This window comes from Bradyrhizobium sp. USDA 4504, assembly GCF_054063995.1.
On the sequence record NZ_JBSSGV010000001.1, the window covers coordinates 25,449 to 46,374 of the forward strand.

Consider the following 20,926-nt stretch of genomic DNA (forward strand, 5'->3'; position numbering starts at 1 on the left):
TACCGTCGTGACTTCATTCGGGATTGGCTAGCCGGAGGGGCCGTGCCCGTTCGTCCGGGTCGAACAAAGTCTGTTCGCGCAGCGATCGCGAACAATGTGGCGGGGCAAAGGTCTCCAAGGAATGTAGAGGGTTATCTTAATTCTAACCCGACCGACCGCTCCGTAGCAGCTGCCACATGTCTTGCACACTTGGCACGAGCGAGATGGGTTTCGTACGCGCGGCGGGCACGCTACGGTCGCTCGATGACGGGCATGAAGAATTCGGCGGGCCTATCGCGCAGACACTAATTGCAAATTGTAACAGTTGCGCCGCCGAGCACCGACACAGCGAGCGAATTATCTCACTATCAGCTAGCGTGCTGTCTCAGCTACAGATTGGAGCGTTTCGTACAGAGATATTCCTGTCACTAGCTCTGACTTTTGGATGCCGAGCATAGGGGGGCGCCGACGTGAGTGCCTACATCGCCGCACGGTCGGCGGTGGACGCCGGCTCGCAGATCAAGATCACCGTCAGCTTCCGGTCCGTCGAGCCGATCGTCGATTTTGTCAACGCTCGGTTCGAGCAGCCCCTGTCCGCCACTGGGCAGCCCGGATTCTCCAAATTGTCGCCGATCCATTCCGCGATCGGCGAGAAGCCAGGTGTGTGCGCGCTGGACGTTGTAGTTGAAGGCGAAAAGCCCAAGGCCGCCGCGATCCGCGACGCCGAAGCGATCGCGGTAGCCGACCTGTGCGACCGGTTGGTCGGTAATCTGCAGGTCCGCGACCAGCAGACCGGCGAGACAAGACCGTGCCGTTTTGGCGACATCGGCCTATTGGCGCCCGTCGGCACCGAGCTCTGGCGTTTCGAGGAGGCGTTGGAGGATCTCGCAATTCCGGTCTCGACCCAGGCCGGCAAGGGCTTTTTCCGGCCACAGGAGATCCAGGATCTCATTGGGCTGACCCGCACTCTCGCCGACCCGCGCGACACGCTGGCATTCGGGTCGCTGCTGCGTGGACCGCTGGTCGGCCTCACCGAAACCGAACTGCTCGACATCTCAGAAGCACTGCCGTCGGATCCCAACCGGCAAGGCCTGCCGATGCTGACAATCCGGACCGATCCAGAAAGCGTGGGCCACGCGCTCGCCCGAGATGTCCTGATCAAGCTGTCGTCGTTGCGCAAGCGAGCGCGTACCACGATACCATACGCGCTCCTCGCCGATGCGATCGCGGCGTTCCACGTCCGTGCGCAGATCCGGCAGCGGTTCAAGGCCGGCGCCGAGCGGGCGGTCGCCAACGTCGATCTCTTCCTCGACATGGCGCGGGCCTACGATGTTCGCGGCCTGCGGGCGTTCGCGAGCGACATGCGCGCAAACTGGGAGGAAGCGGTGCGTCAGGTCGAAGGCCGGCCCGACGCAGAGCAGGAAGCGGTCTCGCTGATCACGGTCCACGCGGCTAAAGGTCTCGAATGGCCGGTCGTCATCCCGATCAACATGACCGGCACGCCCAACGCCGAAACCGGCTTGGTTCAGGATCGCTCGAAGAACCTGTTCTCGACCCCGATCCTCGGTATCTGCCCGGCGGACCATGCCGACATCGAGGCTCGCGCCGACGAAGAGCAGCGGCGCGAGCGCGTACGTCTCTGGTACGTGGCGGCGACTCGGGCACGCGATCTGTTGATCCTGCCCAGGCACTCCACCACCCTGTCGGACAAGTGCTGGGCAAAACTTGTCGATTTGGGCATTGCCGATCTTCCGGCGATCAACCCAAGGGACGTCGGGACCGCGAAGGTGAGGGGCGTCATGTACCGGGAGAACGGCCAAATCCGCGAGACCTTCGCCGCCGAGGCGACCGCCATATTTGACGCGTGCAAGGCCATAATCTGGCATCGCCCGAGCCGGAGAGAACTTGACCAGGTGGACGAAGCGGAAACGAAGATTGAAAGCGAGGAGACTCCCGAAGCCGCGACCTTGGAGCCGGCCGCCGTTCTCGGCAGTTCGACGCGCGGTACCATCCTCCACAAGCTGATCGAGGAGGTACTGACCGGAGAAGCCGGCGACGCCCAGACCGAGCTCGAAGCGCGAGCCGCCGAACTGATCTGCCAGATGGGGCAAGAGCCGGCGACTGACGCGGAGGTCGGCATCAGCGCCGTTGAACTGGCCGCTACGGTGCGGCGGACGCTCGCCCTTCCTGACGTCGCCAAGCTGCGGCCGCGTCTCGTCCCCGAGCTCCCATTGTTCGGAAGCGACAGCAGCAACGGCGAGGAGGTACTGCTCTCCGGACAGGCCGATGCGGTCGCGTTCGATGACGCCGGAGCCATCGATGCGGTCGTCGATTGGAAAAGCGACGTGGCGCCGGACGCGTCGAGCATCGGCCACTACAGGCAACAGATCGTCGACTATCGGAAGCAGACCAAGGCCAAGCGGGCTCTTCTGGTCTTCATGACTACCGGGCAGGTCGTTGAGGTCGCTTGATCAGGCCAACGAAATTGAACCGCGGCTGCTATTCACCGGGCCGTGGGACCGATCGTCGTCAGGCGCGGCGATGCCCTCGGCCTCCTCGCACTCACCAACGTGTTCGCCGAGACGTTGCACTGGTTTTCCAATCGTGTCCGTGACGCGCGATGGGTCACGATCCTGGCACGGTGTCTTGTGCCATCCCAGCAAGTTATCCTCACGGACCGAACAGGCCAGATGGTACGCTTGGCTCCGGCCGCTCAAGCTCAAGTGGCGCAGCAGAACCCTCTTTCGCGAGATCCGCGACATGATTGTTGCGGTTGACGCGATTTGCCATCTTCTCAGTCGGCTCCGCGAAGCGGGACTTTAGACGCCACGTTGGTCGAGCGAGGCGTGGCGCTCCCATGGTCTGCACCTCGATAGTGGACGCCTGCGGAACTGGTCTGCATCAAGGCTAGTAAAGTCATGTCCTGACGGCCCACACACCGGCGGCTGGCCCGTCAAACATCAGTGCCTCGGCGGCATCACCTGACCAGCGCACTACCGCGAACCAAGCTGGAGCAGGACCATGCGATGTCGATGACGGAAGCCTTCACGCCGGCGCGGTTCCAACAAGATGATTCCTGTCTTACTTCAATCCGGCTAACACCAGACACCATCGGTCACGAGCGGCGACCGCTTGATGCCCCTGCCGCTCAACTTCAAGGGCGCCACGACTCCCGATCGCTAATTGATGGCATATCCGTCAACCTCAAGCTTGGCCGGCCCGCTCACATTCCTGATGAACTCGGTGCAGCAGTGCTCGAGATGTGTCGCAATGCGTTCGGCATTGTGACGGAAGCTGTACGGGCTTTGGAGAGAAGTGTGACTATCCTTATCAAGAGAGAACTGGTCGATCGTCACTCGTGAGAACCGGTCGAGGGTCATCGCGGTTCGTACGACAGCCATGATCTGTCCTCTGCTGAGATGGTATATCCATAGCGGAGCGCTACCTACGCCGTTTCGGCGGTTTTCCTGATTGCTACGCCGCAGATCCGTACGTGGATAGAGGCGGCGCTTGCTACGAGAACGGAGACAAAGGCGCTTCTGTGGTTGAGCAACAAGGCGAAACGCGATGCCTTCACGATGCTTTGCATCGATCCTATGCACCTGCGGTCCGCGTGCGGGGTCTTCTCCACCGATACAATCTTGCCATCTTGGATGAAGGAAAAGGGGCCGGTAGTTAGAGAAGGCACCGGGCTAAGCGCCGCACGCCTATATGAGCGCACATTGCACGGCGCTCACCATACCGAGAACCCAGGATCTCCTGGATAAATTGTTCTCCTCCATGCCGGAGGCAAACGGATGTCTTCTAGGCTGTGTGTTCGCGACGGTGCTTCGATTATGAACCGTTGTGGCGCTTCATGAGCCTCACATGACCTGCCCCTGAATTTTCATCCAGCGGCAGTTAGAGTCTCGGGGGGGTACGCCTTGCGGCGCGGTGGAAACAACGGGCGATCGGCGGAGCTGGTCGGGGTTGCGCAGCCGAGCGCCCGCTGCGGTGAGAGAGGCGGCTTAGGCCGCGGGCGTGAGGTATTGCAGCGAGGAATGGGGGCGTTCGCCATTGTAGTCTGCGCGGCGGCGATCAGGGGGAGACTTCCTACCCAGATTGCCGCGCTACAGGTAACCGATTGGGCACTGACCATTGCAGCAAAAGGGGGAACCGCTGCCGTTGCAAGAGCGCTCGCTGTCGCTAACACAGTCTCTTTCATTCGATAATCGCTTCCCTAAGGTTTGCCCCCAAGCTTCATCGAGCGTCTTGCCGAGTACGCTGCAAGTGACAAAATTGAGTCTCTCGATCAGATCGATCTGCGGAATTGATGGGTCGGACGTCGCTCGGTGGGTTGTCGTCCGATTCACGTCTTTCATTGCTCGAGCATAGCGTTTTCTTGAAACTGATCTGGACGTCCGAACCGGCTTTTTATGGGGCACGTCCGAAGGCAGCCACATCACATTCGGACCGATGTTCATGAGCGATGAAGACGACGCGGAAATCTCTTACCTTTGGTCGGTTGCATTATAGGCCTCAAACCAGCTTCGACGGATTCCACCGCCGTGGCGTGGCTCCCGAGCACGACTGCATTCCCGGTCAGAAGCTCCATCACCGCATATGCTTGTTGGTCCAAGCCCATTCCTAGCGCGTTACCGAACGAATCAGCGGGAGACCGAAAGAGGAACGCGGAGATGACGGTCTCTCGGCTGAACTGAACCGCAAGGGCTCATTTTTTTTAAGCGGCAAGACTAGTCAGCTTTTAGACAGCTCAGCCGTCCTAGAACGAGAATATCCATCCAGACAAGAAGGCTTGACCTCATCCGCCCAATTCGGCTTGGAGAAGGAGCCGGATTTATCCAAGATACTAAGTCGTGTGAGAACCAGATGCCTGAAAATATCTTTGGCCATCATCGCTGCGTCAGAGCAGCCAGCGTTTTCGGCTCTGACAGCTTGAGTGGGCTCCATCATGGCCCGCTTGGCTTCTCGATGGATCACCATGATGAGAGTTAACCTTTGGGGAGGGCGCTCAAGCGCATTTCCTTGATAATGTCATGCGGGAGACGACAATAAATGGATAGAGATTTGTCACAGCTCGACGGTGGTGGCTCTTTCGCGATTTCTGACTCCGAAACGTCCCAGTCCGAAGCCTCAGAACCCGGCTCTCCCCTCGCGGCGCATTGGGACGACGCTCTCACGGAGGCGCTGCCCTCCGCGGCGAACCAAGCCCGGTCGCAGAACCACGCCAATCAAGCGATACCTTGGCCGCCGCAGGGTTGGGATGAGACGATGGGCCTGACCTTTCGCTCCCTGATCAGGCTTCCTGCCCTGCCGATGACCCTTCAAGAACTAAGAGCGGGGAGCAACTTTCTAACCAGCCTGCCCGAGCTTCCAGCCGGACTGCAGAGGCTATGGGTTGGGCGTAACCAATTGACCAGTCTGCCTCAGCTTCCGGCAACGCTTGAAGAACTCAACGTTACATACAACCAGCTGACCAGCTTGCCCAGCCTTCCAGCCGGACTGCGCTTGATGTTGCTTGGACGCAATCAACTGACCAGTCTGCCCACCCTTCCGACGGAGCTCCGGGATCTTTCCGCTCCAAACAATCAGCTGACCAGCCTACCCGCTCTTCCAGCCAATCTTGAGACCCTCAACGTCAGCAATAATCAGCTAACCGAAATGCCTGAGCCTCTTCCCTCGCGTATGGAAATTCTAGATGCGGACGACAATCAGCTGGTCCGGCTGCCGGAACTGCCGGCTGGCCTCGAAAGACTTGATGTCAGCCACAATCAGCTGACGGAGGTACCGGCGAGCCTGCTGCAGCTAAGGAGCAACGCACTGGTCGATTTAAGAGACAATCCACTGCAAGAGCCAGTCCAAAGTGATCTAGCGAGAGCAACTACTGCTGCGGGCTATGCCGGTCCTCGAATCCGTTTCGCGCAGAGCGCGGTCCTGCCAGAAATTCTCCAAAACTGGCTGAGAGAAGACCCAACCACCCTGGCGACATGGCGAGGCTTCGCCGGTGAGCCCGGCGCTCAAGACTACGCTCGATTCCTCGTGCGGCTTGCCGGAACGGTGAACAACCAAAGTGACGAATTTCGGCAGGCCGTCGGCGAGGATCTGCGGCAGGCGGCAGCGAGGCCGCGACTGCGCGAGCTGTTTTTCCAGCTGGCCTCTGATGCGTGCGCAAGCTGTGAGGATCGGGTCACTTTGACATGGAACGGGATGCAGAGCGCGCGGCTCAATGCCGACATCGAGGATGGCCTGTACGACGATCGGCTCCCCGAGTTGCTCCAGCATGCCCGCGTCATGTTCCGTATGGAGGCGCTGGACGGGATAGCGCGCCAGACGGTCAATGAGCTAAATCTCACCCTCCCGGCCGACGAAGTCGAGGTCTATCTGGCCTACCAGAACCAGTTGCGCGAGCCACTGGAACTGCATCACGTAGCCGCCGACATGCGCTTTTTAACCGTCGCTCATGTCAGCAGCGACCACCTTGAGAGAGCGATAGTAACGGTCCGGGAACAGGAAGAGACAGGCTTTGCGGATTATCTCGCTACCCGTTGGCAGCCTTGGGAATCAGTGTTGAGGCGCATTGCGCCCGAAGATCATGCAGCGATGGAGCAGCGGCTCGTCGACGCGATGGACGACGAGTTTCAAACTCGGCTAAATCAACGGCTCCTCGAAGCAGGGCTGATGGGCGACGCCGATGCCGAGCGGACGCTTGGACCTGACATCGTCAACGAGATCGCTCGCGAGATCAAGGGTGAGGTAATGCACCGGGTACTTAGGGCGAATGGCATCGAGCTATAATACACGGTCAAACCCAGGATTGCTGTCGAGAGCTCGGGCGATGACTTAATGACAGCCTTCGCCAAGCCAGTCGGCCTAAGAAGGCCGCTCTCGGCGAGTCCCCAGGTGAATTAGAAAAGAGACGCCTCAGTTTGACGACCGTAACAATGGTTACGCATTGTCTCGCCCTAATTGTTACCGGATGCTGAGCCGTTGCCTCACGTAAATTGCTCCCTTGGAGCGGGGGCGACGATGGGGTGGCTAAGCATGGCAACGCGGAAGGAACTGACGGCGGCAGGAGGCGCGCGCTATCGGCGTTCGGATCGCGCGAAGAAGACGCGGATATTAGACGATTTCGTCGACATCACCGGATTCCATCGCAAGCATGCGATGCGACTACTTCGAGGTCAGGAAGACGCGCGCCCAAGCCGAAGGGCGCGACGTCGAATGTATAATGAGGTAGAACACAACGCGCTCGTGCTCCTTTGGGAGGCGTCGGACCGGATCTGCGGGAAGCGGCTGAAGGCGTTAATGCCTGGGTTGATTGAGGCGATGGAACGGTGTGGCCACCTCGACCTTGCCCCCGAGATCCGCGACAAACTTTTGGCAATGAGCGCTGCGACGATCGACCGCGCATTGGTGCGGGTCCGAGAAGGATTAGGTCGCAAGCGATCGGCGGCACGCGACGCACTCGTTGCGTCGCAGTGTTCCAATAAGGACGTCGGCAGATTGGAATGATCCGGCGCCCGGATTCGTCGAGGCCGACCTTGTCGCGCATAGCGGTCCATCTGCGCGCGGCAGCTTCATCCAGACCCTCGTGCTCACCGACATTGCTACCGGCTGGACGGAGTGCGCTCCTCTGATCGTGCGCGAACAGACGCTGTTGAGCACGGTGCTGACGGATGCGCGGCGGCGATCAGGGTGAGACTCTCATCCTGATCGTCGCGCTATACCTCCTCCAGCGACTTCAGCCGCTTGGCTTCGGAAGCTTCCATGCCGCCGAACTTGGCCTTCCAATTTTAGATCGTCGCCTCCGAGACCCCATGTTTGCGAGCCAGATCGGCTGTCGTCGCTCCGGCCTCATGCTCCTTCAACACTGCGATAATCTGCTCTTCCGTGAACCTTGCTCGCTTCATCTGTCCGTCCTTGCTCAGGCCGGACTCTAACTCCATCTGGAGGAAATACTCAGGGGCAGGTCACACAGGCAACAACTTCGGCGGTCCGTTTGAGATAGGGGCTGTCGCGTCAATTCGCATGGCTTCGAATGCGATGTTGCCGATCTCTTTGCCCGACCGTTTCAAGTGTCATCCGGCGCATTTTGGGGTTACATCACCAGTCGAGGAACCGAGGTAATATCTATGGGGCTGTACCTTGCCCGCGAGCTCTGCCCGGATGTGTCCCAAAGAATGGGCACTCAGGAAAAAGCGGCAACTATTTGCGTTTGCTTGATCCACGTTGATTGACGGAGCACGCGACGTGATTCGATGATGCGAACACTGGGCAGACGATTTCATGGAGGATATAATTGTAAGGCCCGATGGCGCCCGATACAGACAACGGCGGCTCGGCGACAGGAATGAGAACGGCCCAGTCAGTGCTCTCGCCGGGGCCGTTTTGTTGGCCGAGTGCAGGCCCCACAACTGAGGCGGCCTTACTCTCTGTTGTCTCCATCTGCGCTGATCTCTACGGGCGCGCCGGATCTATCATAGAGGGATTGCCGCAGCTCTGCTAGCCGCGCGTGGCTGAGCAGCGAAGGGCTTTCATTGTGTGCGCAATGCGTGACTATACAAGCTGAAAGCACGAACAGCGGATCGATAAGCGGCCAACTATACTACAGCGCTTAATTTTCGGCCCTGCCACGTGGCTATGTTAATCGATGCGGTCAGGTGTCGGGTCCGACGCCCCGGTCAATTGAGCGGCCCCAGCCTGGGGGCCGCCAACCCGAACGATACGGATTTTCCTCCAGCAGTCGGGGGCGCCTGGACCGGCTGGGGCCCTCAGCCGATGCACTGCCAAGCTGATTGTTCCTCGCCCGTCTGGCGCGCCAAAAGGGAAAAACCAGCAGCTCAATCAGTCGACATTGCGCCCGGCCTCTCGTTCCAGCCGCAGGCTCGACTGCACCCGGTTTAGATAGCCGTAAATGTAAAGCTTGAGGAGCACCGAGGGATGGTACGACGGCCAACCGCCGCCGGATCCGCAATCTCAAAGCCTATCTCAGCCAAACCGAGCGCATCGACAAATACGTCGATCACGCGAACCGGGCTGCTCTCGTCAATCAAGTCATCGAGGCATTCGGGGCAGCAGCGTCCGCTCCCACTGCCTCTTCATGAGCGCCTCACCAAGACTAACGGGGTAATCGTAACAGCAGCCCAGTGTTTCGATGCCAGGACGAGTTGCGGACACTAGCGAGTAAAAAAGCGAGTCAGTAACGAAGCCTTAGGTTGGCACAGCAGATGTAGTGAACTCCACGTAGGGGGGCTGCCAACGTCATCGAAAGCGCGTTCGTGCGCGCCAAGGGACGTCGAACAAGACCGCGCTCACGATGATCTTCAACTCGCGTCGTCTCGGTGGGGCAACCGCTGCCGAAACTCTCCCCCGTGTAAATTCGCCGGCGGAATCAACGTCGCCTGACCGCAAACTCAATCCGAGGCCGCCTGGCGCCTTCCGGCACCAAGATTCGGCGCTAGCTCTTTAACCCACGATAGGTCGCACCTTGGATCGAAAGACAAGTAATCGCAAGTCAGTTCTTCACCCGGTTGTATGTCACGGGCTGCGAAGATTCGACAATGATCGTCTTGATATGTGTTTGGCTGACTGCTGTGATTTATGAAACGGGCATTGTCAGCATTGTACTCTACAACACCATCATCCACATCGCGGTCTCTTGGATAGGCATGCTTGTCAAGTAAAGCTTGAAATGTTGGAGGTAAGGCTTCGTACTGTTCAGGCGTCACGGCAATGTCAACGATTGGATTATGAATCCAAACCAATGTACCTTTAGGTAAAAGAGTAGCAGAGAAAAGTCCGATGCCGCCAAAGTGGTCTGGCTTCAAAATGGTTTCAACAATCAACACTGAAATATCTCCAAAAGTGACTAACACCCAGCAAGCTAACTGACCTAAGTCCCGCAAATCTCCTGTAAGAATTGGTAGGGTCGTTTAATCGCGCCTCCGCCACAATTTCGATTTTTCTTCGATCTCTGCATTCGTTTCGGCGCTGTAACTGTCGGATCAGCATCTCGGCGAACTGGGCGAGCGTCAGCGGCGTAGTTGGGAGGATCTATGCACTGCTCTCAGAGGTTTTCTGCGACTATCTCCCTCAAAAGAATAAGAAGGACATTGCTGGCCGGCTTTCCACGGAGGCGCTGGATGTCAAGAGCTACAACCAGGACACTGGTGTGGGCGGCAACGTCGGCGCAGCACTGGCTCAGCTGCGGAAGTCGTCGGTCGGCGCTAAAGCGATGGCGATCGCGCCCGGTATCCTGACCATTGCTGATCCCGAAGATACGGCACTGATAGACTCGGGGCGGATCGATGACGCCGCAGACCGGCGTTGGCCAGAGGAACTGCGGAAGGCTACGACCAGGATGTGCATCTGGGCTGACGGACCACCAGACCCGTCGTCATCAGTTGCCACCAGTTCAGTCGACCGGGGTTTCAATGGGACGCAGGAAGCAGCCTCTTTACTCCGAGGATGCTTCCCTTGTTTCGGGGCTTGAGGAGGGCCTTACGAAGGGCAATGCCGCCAAACGTGCCGTCAAGAACACCGTAGGTTTTTCTTCGCAGCTTTGGCGGCCGGCTCTCCAATAACAAGGAGGTGATGGCCGTTCGGCTGAACGATGAGTCGCTGAGCGACGATGCGTGCAAGTTGATCGGGACGGGTAGCGATCATCTGCACCGCCCACAAGGTCGCCAAGCTCGCAAGACTCGCTGGAGCAAGCTATCGTCCATTAGCAAGCCCGATACCAGAGCTATCTGGACGGGCTCCTAGCGTCGGGGGTGTACGTCGGCGTCTCCATTCGTGGTTGATGGATGAGCCGAACGTCATTGGGCCCTCCAGGCCCCACGATGGCGATGTAGCGCTCGCCGCGAATGTCGTATTGTTTTACCGGCTGCGCCGCGTCTGGCAAGAGACCCCAGCGGCCGAGCTTCGAGAGCATCGTGTCCGGGGCGGGTTGGGTGCCGTGCGAAAAATCCTCGGGAACGGCGAATGATGCAGCATAAATCTCGCGGACCGCCGGGGATGTCCTCTCAGCCCTGGCGGACGCCGAGGCGGCTTGATCCATCGACCGTCCAAGCAGCGCTGGCGAGGCCCGATTCGCCGGCCGTGCACTGGGCTGCGGAACGCTTTCCGGCCGAGAGCCGAGACGAATGCCAGCGCCTGGCGAATTGAGTGGGGTGCTTCGCCTCATCTCCGCCGCGGGCACGAACAGCGCAGTGTAGCGGTCATTGTGAACCACGAAACGGGTGGGTCGGCTGTCCTGGCTCGGCGGGACGCTGCTACCGTCAAGGGCAGCCGGCGTGTGCTGGTCGCCGTGCCGCGAGTTAAAGGAACGAACGGCCTCTCCTAAATCCAAGTCTTGGTGATGGCGTGCGGTTGGCTCGCGAGACGACGATGGGCCGGCGTCTTCCATCATCGCCCACAGCATATCCTGATCGTAACCTTCCGCAGGAAGGACGAACGTCGAACCGACCGCTGGCCCGAAAGGCGACGGTGCGCCGGCGTCCTCCATCAGCACAGGAGCGACTGAATTGCCGGACTCGCTCAGCTGGCGCCCAATGGCATCCCCTTCCGGCTGACCTAGCGTCCTCTGCCTCTTCGCAGGCCTCAACTGCCCCGCGTAATCCTCACCCATGAGGACCTCGTGCCTTTTAAGGGGGGGAGCTCCTGGTCAGTTCGTTAGGAGCCGGCTGGTAGCTATCGCTCCAGCTGAAGTGATGCACGGCTTCTCCGGGATCCGGTGCCTGGTGATCGCGCGCGGTTGGCATGAGAGACGATGCTCGGATGGCTTCGCCCATCATCCCTCCCAGCGGATCCTGATCGTGATGTTCTGCAGTCAGCTCCTTCGGCCAACTTAAAGCTTCCCGCGGCGCGTTGTGCTGCGCAGCGGCGTCCCCGAGGCGTCTGGTAACTGCGTCTTCGGGATGAGGACCGCGGGCCCTATGGTGCCCAAGTTCCAACGCCTCGGTGAGTCTACGGTCTTCGTCAGACAGATGAGGATAGTAGTGATCTGGAATAGGAACCCTTGCGACGGCACTGGTATCGAGCTGCGGCACCTCATCCAAGTACGGCTCAAACTCCGCTTGCTGCTGTTGTAGCTCCGCGGCGTTGTGAGCAGCGCGATTTTGGTTGAATGAGTTGATACTGTTAAATGGGTCCATGTCCCCTCGAGTCCGTTCGCAATCGCGCGCAGATAGTGTCGCTCTCTGATTATGCTCTACTAGGATCAGCTGTCGACAAGCTGACGCGCTTAGAGACTTAAGAGAGCCAAATTGGCCAGCCCGACTGCCACACTCACCCGAGGGACGCGACCCGCTGCGGGCACACTACCAGCGGCTGTTCAACTATCAGTGGAGCTATACAGCCGCAACGTTATCTCATAAGCTCATCAAGCGCGCCGAAGACGCGGGATTACCTGGCGGTCCGCAGTTTCGTGGGACGCTCTTTCGCAGCGTCGGTAGCCGAGGCGGGAAGCCCCCGAAAAGTTGGCCGTCGGTCGCATTCCTTTCCTCACTTGTCGGCTTCTGGAAAGCCGCACCTGCCAAGATCAAACTGAATGTCCCATGCGCGAGGGGAACAGATGAACATCGATCCACCAAACGCATTAGGACCCTTGACCCAGAAGCAGCGGACGCAGCAACAGCCGGGCGGCCCTTCAAGCGCACAAACCAGCTCACCAGCACATCCGTCGCCGGATCAAGCGGACTTTGAGCAGCAGCTGAGCGAACTGCGGTCACACCGAACATCGGATTCAGCCGCCGCTTCGATCGATTGCCGGGTTGGATCACCCTCGACCCTGACGAGGGGCAATCGAAGAGCGTGCGCCATCCAGGAAAGCGAGCGGTGCCCGGCCGAATCCTTCGTCAGGGGGCGCGCTGAACTTGCCGCATCGCTAGCCGGAGCGAGCGTTAAGGCGCTGAAGAACGAGATCAAACTCGCTGCGCAGCGAGCCGCACAGTGGCCACGAACCACCGGATCTTATGCCGGCAGCGTCGAAGTCGACCGCATTTTCGACGATGTGGTGGCATCATCGTATCTGCCGCTGCATCGTTTTCAGAACGAGGACATCGATTGTGAGCCTATTCTAGACGAGGAGGTGAGTGCCATCGCGCATGTGCGTTCCCTAGCGGGTTTGCGTGCTCAGGCTAGCCCGCATGTTTATAAGGCTGCTATCTGCTCGGACGACGAAAGGGAGGACGAAATTGATATGGCGCGTCTCGCGGCGTGGCACACGAAAGGCGTTACAGAGAGTGCTTTTGTGTCATTGTCCCAGACCCCCTCGCGACTGCTCCTTTCAAAGGACCACAGCGAGAATGGCGCGAACGCAATTGCAAGGAACGCGAAGAAGCTGCACACTTATACGGTACCAAGCGTCACCGCCTGGCCGATCAGAAAGATCAACGATATTCTAGAGCGTGGGCATGCTCCCGGAGATGAGGAGCTGCGAGATTGGTTAGGGGGAATACCGCGCGAGGAGACCGAGGTCTTGTTTCTGGGCGGCAATCTAGCTGATTATTGGACAGCCAGCGTGGATAATCCGAACATTGCTAGCACACCGCAAGATCGTATGCCGATCAAGAAAGCAAGGATCACCTTCGATACGCCCGAGATGATGACGGGCTCTCGAGCTCATTGCTCATCCGATTCCGGCCACTGACCCTCTCAGTCCTGACGAGCTATCGACTGCGGTCGGATCGCACGCGACCGGCGCCCCTGCTTTCAGATATTTGAAAGTCAGCGTGCCGAGCGCTTGCGCATCCGGTCCGAAGGCCGGGACCCTCGTCGGGTCGATAGCCCAAGTCAACGAAAGCGATCATGCTTCGCCGATAAGGACCTGTTTCACGGAACCGACCGTGATGCTGTCTTACCCACCAGGTGCGTCGTAGGCACCAAGCGTGAATTTGCGTCTTACCCAATGTTACCCAACGCTGGTTTGAAAACCAGCTCAAGGCAGAAAAATGACGGATTAGCATCCCTTCACCGCGCCCCCGGACGACGAGGGCGCGTGGGTTTACGGGCCAAAGAGCCTAGGAGGGAATGATGACAAGGAAGCTCGCCGCTTTTCGCGGTTATTGGATGAGCCTTGCCCGAAGCGTTCTCATCTGCTGCACGGTTTTGGCTGAAACGGGCATGATATTCACCCAAGCCAGGGCGGACGAGATCAACTGGCGCCAGTTTGAAGGCGCGTCGATTGTCTGGGCCTATGACATTCATCCGTATGCCGACGCGGTCGCAGCCCAGTTGCCGGAGTTCGAGAAGCTCACGGGCATCAAAGTGACGCCCGAGCTTTATCCGGACGATGCCTACTGGAATAAGTTGACAATCCAGCTCAGCACCAAGTCAACGAGCTGGGACGTGGTGGGGACGGGCATCCAACCAGCATGGGATCTTGCGCCGGGTCAATTGCTTGAGCCGCTCGACAATTATCTGAACGATCCGAGACTTACGGCGGCGGGGTACGACTATCAGGATTTCTTTCCTGCACTTCGAGATGCGCTGACCTGGAAGGTCAAAGAGGGGCAGATCGAGCCGGGAAGTGGACAGGTCTGGGCCATTGCGCATGGCTTTGAGAACATCCAGCTGCTCTACCGCAAGGACATCCTCGACAAGTACGACGTTAAAGTCCCAACGACTCCTCCGGAGATGTCCGCGGCCTGCGAAAAACTGAAGGGCGCGGATCCCGCGATCACACCCCTTGGCGTGCGCGGCGTGCGATTTTGGAGCAGCATCCACACGGCCGCGATCTCGATCGTCAGGTCCTATGGGGTGCATGATTTCGTCCTCAAGGATGGCAAGACGGACACTGGCCTCGACTCGGCGGAGTCGATCGCGTTCCACAAGGACTATGTGGACATGATCAAGAAGTGCGCGGCTCCGTCGTTTGCGAACGACAATTGGTACCAGGTGGTCGATGGCATCAGTTCGGGACGCACGGCGATGGCGATCGATCTCAATATGTTCGGCTTTTGGAATGACGTGGCCGGCAAACCTGGCTCGGGGAAGATCGCATTCGCGCCTCCGCTGCGCGCTCCTAACAGCAAGAATTTCGAATCCAACATCTGGATCTGGTCTCTTGCGATGAATGCCGCTTCAAAGAAGAAGGGGGCAGCCTGGCTGTTCATCCAATGGGCAACGTCAAAGCAGGTCGAACTGAACGGAGCCGTCGCTGCCAAGCTCGTCAACTCTCCGCGTGCCTCTACCTGGAGTGACAAGGCTTGGCTCGAATATGCGGCAAAGCCTGAGTTCAATAACTTCGTGGACACGTTCAAGACCGTGCAGGATAGAGCAAAACTCGCATTTACACCTCGTGTTGGCTTTGCAGAAGCAATGAACGCTTGGGCCGTCGCTATGCAAAAAATGGTCAACGGAGCTGACGTGAAGGCCACGCTGGCTGATCTCGCTTCCGAGATCCGCTCGTCCATGTGAAACGCGCTGGCGGCGAGCAACATCGCCGCCCTGCATTTTAAAGATGAACTGAGATGGACATCCGAGGATCCCGCGGGCTCGTGACGCTGCAGTCTTCGACCAGTCAACTTGCATCGCCAAAACGCAAGGCGGTCAGCGTGCAAGATCCGCGCTTTGATTGGTGGAGCGTTGCCGCAATCACCCCCGCTATCATCGTACTTCTTGGCTTTCTTATCTTGTTTTTCTATGGCGTGTTTCAGTCGCTGACCGATCTCAAATTCGGCCGGCCTTTGGTTCACTTCATCGGCCTCAACAACTTCGCGGCATTGATCAAGACAGGAGATTTTTGGAATAGCGTTCGTGCCACTCTTGTTTACGCCGGATCGGCGGTGCTTGCGCAAGCCGTATTGGGTCTGGCGCTTGCCAAGCTGTTTGCAACTGACGTCTTCCTGGCGCGCGTGATGCGGCCCGTCATTCTCCTGCCGCTCGTCCTGCCTCCGATGAGCGTAGCGCTCATGTGGACGACAATGATGGACCCGCAAAATGGAATCATGAACTACCTGCTCTCCCTGGCAGGCATAGGCAGATTTACATGGATTTCAGATCCAAACAGCGCGATGTTCTCACTCGTCCTTATTGACGTTTGGACCTATACGCCATTCTTCGCCCTAATCATCTTCGCCGGTCTTCAGGGCATCAATGAAGAGGTCAAGGAGGCCGCGCGTGTAAATGGCGCGAAGGGCTGGGCAACCTTCCGGCACATCGAGTTGCCGCTGATTGCGACATACATCCTGATCGCCGCCGTGTTTCGGCTGATCGAATCCCTCAATCAGTTCGACATCATTTTTGGGACAACGCAAGGTGGCCCTGGAAATAGCACCTCCGTACTTTCGGTGCGAGCTTACGTTACCGCGTTCCAGAATCTCGCCTTTGGGCGTGGTGCCGCACTTATGGTCGTCAATTGGATGATCGTGTTAATCGCAACGTTTGCCAATGGTGAAGCTATGGCGCCTCGTTCGGCAGCGCGTAAGCTGAGGATGCAACCCATGCGATTGAAGCGCTCCACCTCCGTCAATGTGCTTCTGAACCTGCTCGTCGGCATTTGCGCATTGATCTTGGCCTTTCCACTTGTCTGGATCGCCATGATGTCGCTGAAGCAGCAGGCTGAAGTGATGACTTGGCCGCCAACCTTCCTGTTCGTGCCTACGCTGGAGAATTTCCGTGTCCTGTTTGATGTCAGCCAGGCCGGAGCGACCAGCTATGGCACCATCAAAGTCGACTTCCTAACGCCGGTCACGAACAGCGTCGTCATTGCGCTGGGCTCCGTAATCATCGCGCTGCTCATTGGAGTGCCAGCCGGCTACGTCCTAGCCAGGCGAGACATACCTTTCAAGGAAGACATTGCCTTCTTCATTTTGGGCTTCCGCTTTGCCCCCGTCCTTTTGGTCGTCATCCCGCTCTTCAGCGTCTTTCAGACGATTGGATTGTATGACACCTATATCGGGATGATCTGGGTCTACCAAGTCGTTACATTGCCGATGATTGTTTGGCTGAGCCGGTCCTATATCGAAGACATCCCGAAAGACATCGAGGAGGCAGCTGCCATGGATGGCGCCAAACCGGTCCGAGTGGTGCTGCACATCGTGCTACCGCTTTTGAAACCCGGCCTGATCGGGGCCTCGTTGCTCATCTTCCTGCTTGCTTGGCACAACTTCGCCTTAGGTCTGATCCTCACTTCGACCAAGGCGCCGGTAACGGTCGCTCTTCTCAAGCTGCTCAATCCAGGCGTGCAATTCTACCCGGTCATGGCCGCAGGGCTGGTCGTGACGATGATCATTCCCGTCATTCTGATCGTAATCGGTCAGCGTCACCTTGAACGCGGCCTAACCTTCGGTGCCGTAAAATGAGCGTCCGGCCATTAATGTTCTTCGGAACGACGAATCTCGATCTGTGCTTCAATGTCGAGCGGCTTCCAACACGGGGTGAAAGCCTGATGGGTACGGTGAGACGTCACCCTGGAGGAAAGGGCGCGAACCAAGCCGTCGCGGCCGCCCGCCTCGGCCTAAAACCACACTTCTACACGCATCTCGGTGATGATGATGCCGGTCAGTCGCTTTTAAAATCGCTCATGGAAGCCGGCGTTTGCACTGATGCAATTACGATCTGTACAGGCGAAGCCTCGGGCTTGGCCGTGGTTATGGTCGCTGACGACGGCTCCAACATGATCGTCATAGACCCAGGCGCCAATTCGAAGGTGGCGCCGGACATGATCGAGAGCGCAATCAAATTCATAGAGCGCGATACAATCGTCGTCGCAGAAATGGGGATGCCGATCCCCGCGCTCAATCGGCTGTTCGAGATGAAGCTTAAGAAGGGCTTCGAGCTTATTTTCAACCCAGCCCCGGTGAGGCCAGGTCTGCCACCGGCCGCCTGGAGAAACGTTGACTTCGTCACGCCGAACCAGACGGAAGCTTTCGAGCTGACGGGCATCAAGGTGTGCGACTTCGATAGCGCCGCGCGCGCGGCGGGGAAGCTGCTTGACCTCGGGCCCGGTGCCGCGCTGATCACGCTCGGGGCGCAGGGAGCATATTACGCTGATGCCACGCGCTCCTTTGCTCTTCGGGCGTTCCCCGTCAAGGTCGTCGATACCACGGCCGCAGGCGATGCCTTCAACGGGGCATTCGCAGCGTCGCTCGCTCAGCGGCTGCCTCTAGAGGAAGCAGTGAGAAGGGCGCTAGCGGTGGCTGCCTTATGTGTAACACGGCGCGGTGCTCAAAGCTCAATGCCGACTGCCCAGGCAGTTGACGAGTTTTTACAGTCTCAAACGATCTTGGAGTTGGAATGACCGTACAGTTCTCAGTTGCAGACCGAACGGTGCTCGTCACCGGGGCAGGTGGCGGTATTGGTTCTGCCATTGCGAATGCATTTCGCCAGGGAGGCGCGAACGTCGTCGCCACCGATGCCAATCTAGAGAACCTCAGAGATACTCTGCCAAGACTGCCCTATGGCAATGGCATACTGCCCATGGCTATGGACGTCGCGCGCGAGGAAGACGTCGGTAGGGTCCTCGAAGAAATCGCCAGGCACTTTGGCCGGCTGGACGTGCTGGTCAATAATGCAGGCATAAAATCTGCCCAGCCGCTGCTCAGCGGCAGCGCTGAAAAAATTGAACGTACGATCCAGATCAACTCGATCGCCGTCCTGCGCTGTTCGAAATTGGTCGTTGAGCGCTTCATGAAAAGCAAAGGCGGACGCATTGTCAATGTGGGCTCCTCGCTGTCATCGCAAGGTGCAGTTTTCAACTACCAGGCCGGCGGGGGTGACTATTGCCTTTCAAAGGCAATCGTTCACGACATGACCAAACTACTTGCCTATGAATGCGCGCCCCTCAGCATCAACGTGAATGCGATCGCGCCTGGCATCATTGATACTCCCATGCACGGTCGCCCGCGGGAGGAGACCGAAGCTCGCCATGGTGGCCGGATCCCATTAGGACGGGTTGGAGTGCCTGAGGATATCGCAGGGCTAGCCGTCTTCCTCGCGAGTCCTGCGGCTTCCTACATGACAGGACAGATCGTTCACGTGAATGGCGGGATGCTGATGAATGGCTAGCCCAAGCTCTCATCTTGACTGGCCGTCAGTCGCTGGGATCATTTCGGATCTCGATGGCGTCCTCTATCGCGGAGATGCCGCAATTGTCGATGCCATAGAAGCATTTACGCGTTGGCGGGAGGCCGGAATGCCGTTCTGTTTCGTGACAAACAATTCGACCCTCACGCCGGAGGACGTCGCCCGCAAATTGCAAGCGTTTGGCCTTGCAATCGTGCCGAACGAAGTGGTTACCAGCGCGATCGCGGCCGCAGAACTCGCGCGCGCGAAGTACCCGGACGCAAGCCGCGTATATGTCATCGGCGCGACCTCGCTTGTGAATGCGGTCGCCGCGGTAGGTCTGGACGTGACTGACCAAGAGCCGGAGATCGTGGTGATGGGTCTCGATCGCAACATCACACATGAGAAGATGCGGATTGCTATTGAAGCGATCTTGAACGGAGCCGCCCTCATCGGGACCAACCCCGATCTCCTCTTGCCAACCGCCAATGGATTCGAACCGGGAGCAGGAGCAATAATTACGGCTGTGGCTACTGCTGCCCAGGTCAAACCCCTGATCGTTGGTAAGCCAGAGTCGCACATGATAGAAGCGGCGCTTTCCCGCCTAGGGACGGTACGCAGCGCCACGCTGATGATCGGTGACCAGGTTGCGACAGATATTCAGGCCGGTAAGCGAGCTGGTCTTCCAACCGTGCTGGTCACGACCGGCGTTCCGCCCCGAGAGAATCCTTCCCTGGCACGACCAGATTTCATCGTATCGAGCCTGGCGGAGATTGAGATCCCGGCCCTGGTTGGAAGCCCGCAACAGAGGAGAGCGTGATGGCCGACGTTCGTCTAGAAGGTGTCAGCAAGGCCTACGGGACTATCCAGGTACTACGGAATATCGACCTGGCAATCGACCATGGCCAATTCGTCGTCTTCGTTGGGCCATCTGGGTCGGGTAAGTCGACGCTGCTGCGCATGATCGGAGGGCTGGAGCGAATTAGCGATGGACGGCTGCTGATCGATAACGAGGTCGTCAACGACGTTGATGCGGCTGATCGTAACCTTGGCATGGTGTTTCAGAGCTACGCTCTCTATCCGCATATGACTGTCCGCGAGAATCTCGCCTTTCCTCTACGCATGGCGAAACTTAGTAAAGCCGACATTGATGCCAGGGTTGCCCAGGCTGCATCGCTGTTGCAAATGGATCACGTCCTGGGTCGTAAACCTCGACAACTGTCCGGCGGGCAGCGGCAGCGCGTGGCAATTGGCCGCGCCATTGTGCGTGAGCCAAAGGTGTTTTTATTCGATGAGCCGTTGTCGAACCTGGATACGGAATTGCGCGTCCAAATGCGGGTTCAGATTGCCAAGCTTCACAAGCAGCTTGGCAACACGATGATTTATGTGACGCACGACCAAATCGAAGCCATGACCATGGCTGACAAGATCGTCGTGCTCAAGGAGGGCGTTGTCGAGCAGGTGGGGAGCCCACATGATCTCTACCACAATCCGGCGTCCCGGTTTGTCGCGGGATTCATCGGCTCGCCCAAAATGAATTTCCTAGGCGGCAAGGTCGAAGCAGCGCATGAGTCGGGCATGGAGGTTCGATTGGATGCGGGTGCGCTGGTCTGTGTCCCCGTGGAGGCGGACAAATCGCTGATCGGCAAGCCGATCACGCTTGGCATACGGCCCGATGATTTCTCCTCATCGTCCGCAGAGAAGGATATCGCGATCGACCTCGATCTCGATTTCGTCGAGCATCTCGGCAGCGTCACTTACGTTTATGGCAACGCCGGAAAGGAGGCAGTCGTGGCAAAAGCGGCAAAGCCTGATCCGCTCAAAAACTCCGGAAAAGTTCGTCTTGCGGCTTCCCCGGCCGACTGCCATCTGTTCAAGACGAACGGAAAAGCTCTGCGGCGGTTGCATGCGCCCGCAAATTGGAGCTAATTTTAGTTAG

11 protein-coding genes and 4 pseudogenes are annotated in these 20,926 nt (G+C 58.4%); 11 read left to right on the forward strand and 4 right to left on the reverse strand.

The window, feature by feature from the left end:
- Nucleotides 1-449: 449 nt before the first annotated feature.
- Together ACVMB1_RS00090 and ACVMB1_RS00095 are read left to right on the forward strand one after the other, a co-directional pair.
- The gene (locus tag ACVMB1_RS00090) at nucleotides 450-2,450 is read left to right on the forward strand and encodes a UvrD-helicase domain-containing protein (RefSeq protein ID WP_253603926.1); all 2,001 of its coding nucleotides are present in this window, start codon (nucleotides 450-452) and stop codon (nucleotides 2,448-2,450) included.
- Nucleotides 2,451-3,005: 555 nt separating this feature from the next.
- Nucleotides 3,006-3,341, forward strand: coding sequence for a hypothetical protein (locus tag ACVMB1_RS00095; protein WP_141713301.1), 336 nt, complete (start codon nucleotides 3,006-3,008; stop codon nucleotides 3,339-3,341).
- A gap of 524 nt (nucleotides 3,342-3,865) precedes the next feature.
- Here the strand turns inward: ACVMB1_RS00095 and ACVMB1_RS00100 are convergent.
- Nucleotides 3,866-4,046 (reverse strand): annotated as a pseudogene (locus tag ACVMB1_RS00100) (IS3 family transposase); the annotation flags it as partial.
- Nucleotides 4,047-5,034: 988 nt separating this feature from the next.
- On the opposite strand from ACVMB1_RS00100, the gene ACVMB1_RS00105 reads away from it, so the two are divergent.
- Together ACVMB1_RS00105 and ACVMB1_RS00110 are read left to right on the forward strand one after the other, a co-directional pair.
- Nucleotides 5,035-6,774 (forward strand): NEL-type E3 ubiquitin ligase domain-containing protein, encoded by a 1,740-nt coding sequence (locus ACVMB1_RS00105; protein WP_069276325.1) that lies wholly within the window; start codon nucleotides 5,035-5,037, stop codon nucleotides 6,772-6,774.
- Between the two features lie 231 nt (nucleotides 6,775-7,005).
- A pseudogene (locus tag ACVMB1_RS00110) lies at nucleotides 7,006-7,669 on the forward strand (ISNCY family transposase); the annotation flags it as partial.
- A gap of 37 nt (nucleotides 7,670-7,706) precedes the next feature.
- Here ACVMB1_RS00110 and ACVMB1_RS00115 read toward each other — a convergent pair.
- From ACVMB1_RS00115 to ACVMB1_RS00125, 3 genes and pseudogenes are all read right to left on the reverse strand, one after another.
- A pseudogene (locus tag ACVMB1_RS00115) lies at nucleotides 7,707-7,889 on the reverse strand (transposase); the annotation flags it as partial.
- A 937-nt stretch (nucleotides 7,890-8,826) separates the two neighbouring features.
- Nucleotides 8,827-9,032, reverse strand: a pseudogene (locus ACVMB1_RS00120) (IS5/IS1182 family transposase); the annotation flags it as partial.
- A 360-nt stretch (nucleotides 9,033-9,392) separates the two neighbouring features.
- Entirely contained in the window at nucleotides 9,393-9,827 is a 435-nt protein-coding gene (locus ACVMB1_RS00125) for an SET domain-containing protein (RefSeq protein WP_081334933.1), read from the reverse strand.
- 2,726 nt (nucleotides 9,828-12,553) lie between these two features.
- On the opposite strand from ACVMB1_RS00125, the gene ACVMB1_RS00130 reads away from it, so the two are divergent.
- From ACVMB1_RS00130 to ACVMB1_RS00160, 7 genes are all read left to right on the forward strand, one after another.
- Nucleotides 12,554-13,630 carry a hypothetical protein gene (locus ACVMB1_RS00130; RefSeq protein WP_253587991.1) on the forward strand — a complete coding sequence of 359 codons (1,077 nt, stop codon included), beginning with the start codon at nucleotides 12,554-12,556 and terminating at the stop codon, nucleotides 13,628-13,630.
- 383 nt (nucleotides 13,631-14,013) lie between these two features.
- Nucleotides 14,014-15,399, forward strand: coding sequence for an extracellular solute-binding protein (locus ACVMB1_RS00135; RefSeq protein ID WP_456813749.1), 1,386 nt, complete (start codon nucleotides 14,014-14,016; stop codon nucleotides 15,397-15,399).
- 80 nt (nucleotides 15,400-15,479) lie between these two features.
- Nucleotides 15,480-17,285 (forward strand): ABC transporter permease, encoded by a 1,806-nt coding sequence (locus ACVMB1_RS00140; protein ID WP_253603920.1) that lies wholly within the window; start codon nucleotides 15,480-15,482, stop codon nucleotides 17,283-17,285.
- Nucleotides 17,282-18,223, forward strand: a complete 942-nt coding sequence (locus tag ACVMB1_RS00145) for a ribokinase (RefSeq protein ID WP_456847798.1) — start codon at nucleotides 17,282-17,284, stop codon at nucleotides 18,221-18,223. Before ACVMB1_RS00140 ends, ACVMB1_RS00145 begins: the two co-directional genes overlap by 4 nt.
- On the forward strand, nucleotides 18,220-18,990 hold the full coding sequence (locus ACVMB1_RS00150) for an SDR family NAD(P)-dependent oxidoreductase (protein ID WP_253603916.1): 771 nt from the start codon (nucleotides 18,220-18,222) through the stop codon (nucleotides 18,988-18,990). Before ACVMB1_RS00145 ends, ACVMB1_RS00150 begins: the two co-directional genes overlap by 4 nt.
- Nucleotides 18,983-19,807 (forward strand): HAD-IIA family hydrolase, encoded by an 825-nt coding sequence (locus ACVMB1_RS00155; protein WP_456813750.1) that lies wholly within the window; start codon nucleotides 18,983-18,985, stop codon nucleotides 19,805-19,807. Before ACVMB1_RS00150 ends, ACVMB1_RS00155 begins: the two co-directional genes overlap by 8 nt.
- A complete protein-coding gene (locus ACVMB1_RS00160; protein WP_456813751.1) occupies nucleotides 19,807-20,916 on the forward strand; it encodes an ABC transporter ATP-binding protein in 1,110 nt (369 codons plus the stop codon). The genes ACVMB1_RS00155 and ACVMB1_RS00160 overlap by 1 nt, the downstream gene beginning before the upstream one ends.
- Nucleotides 20,917-20,926: the final 10 nt, after the last annotated feature.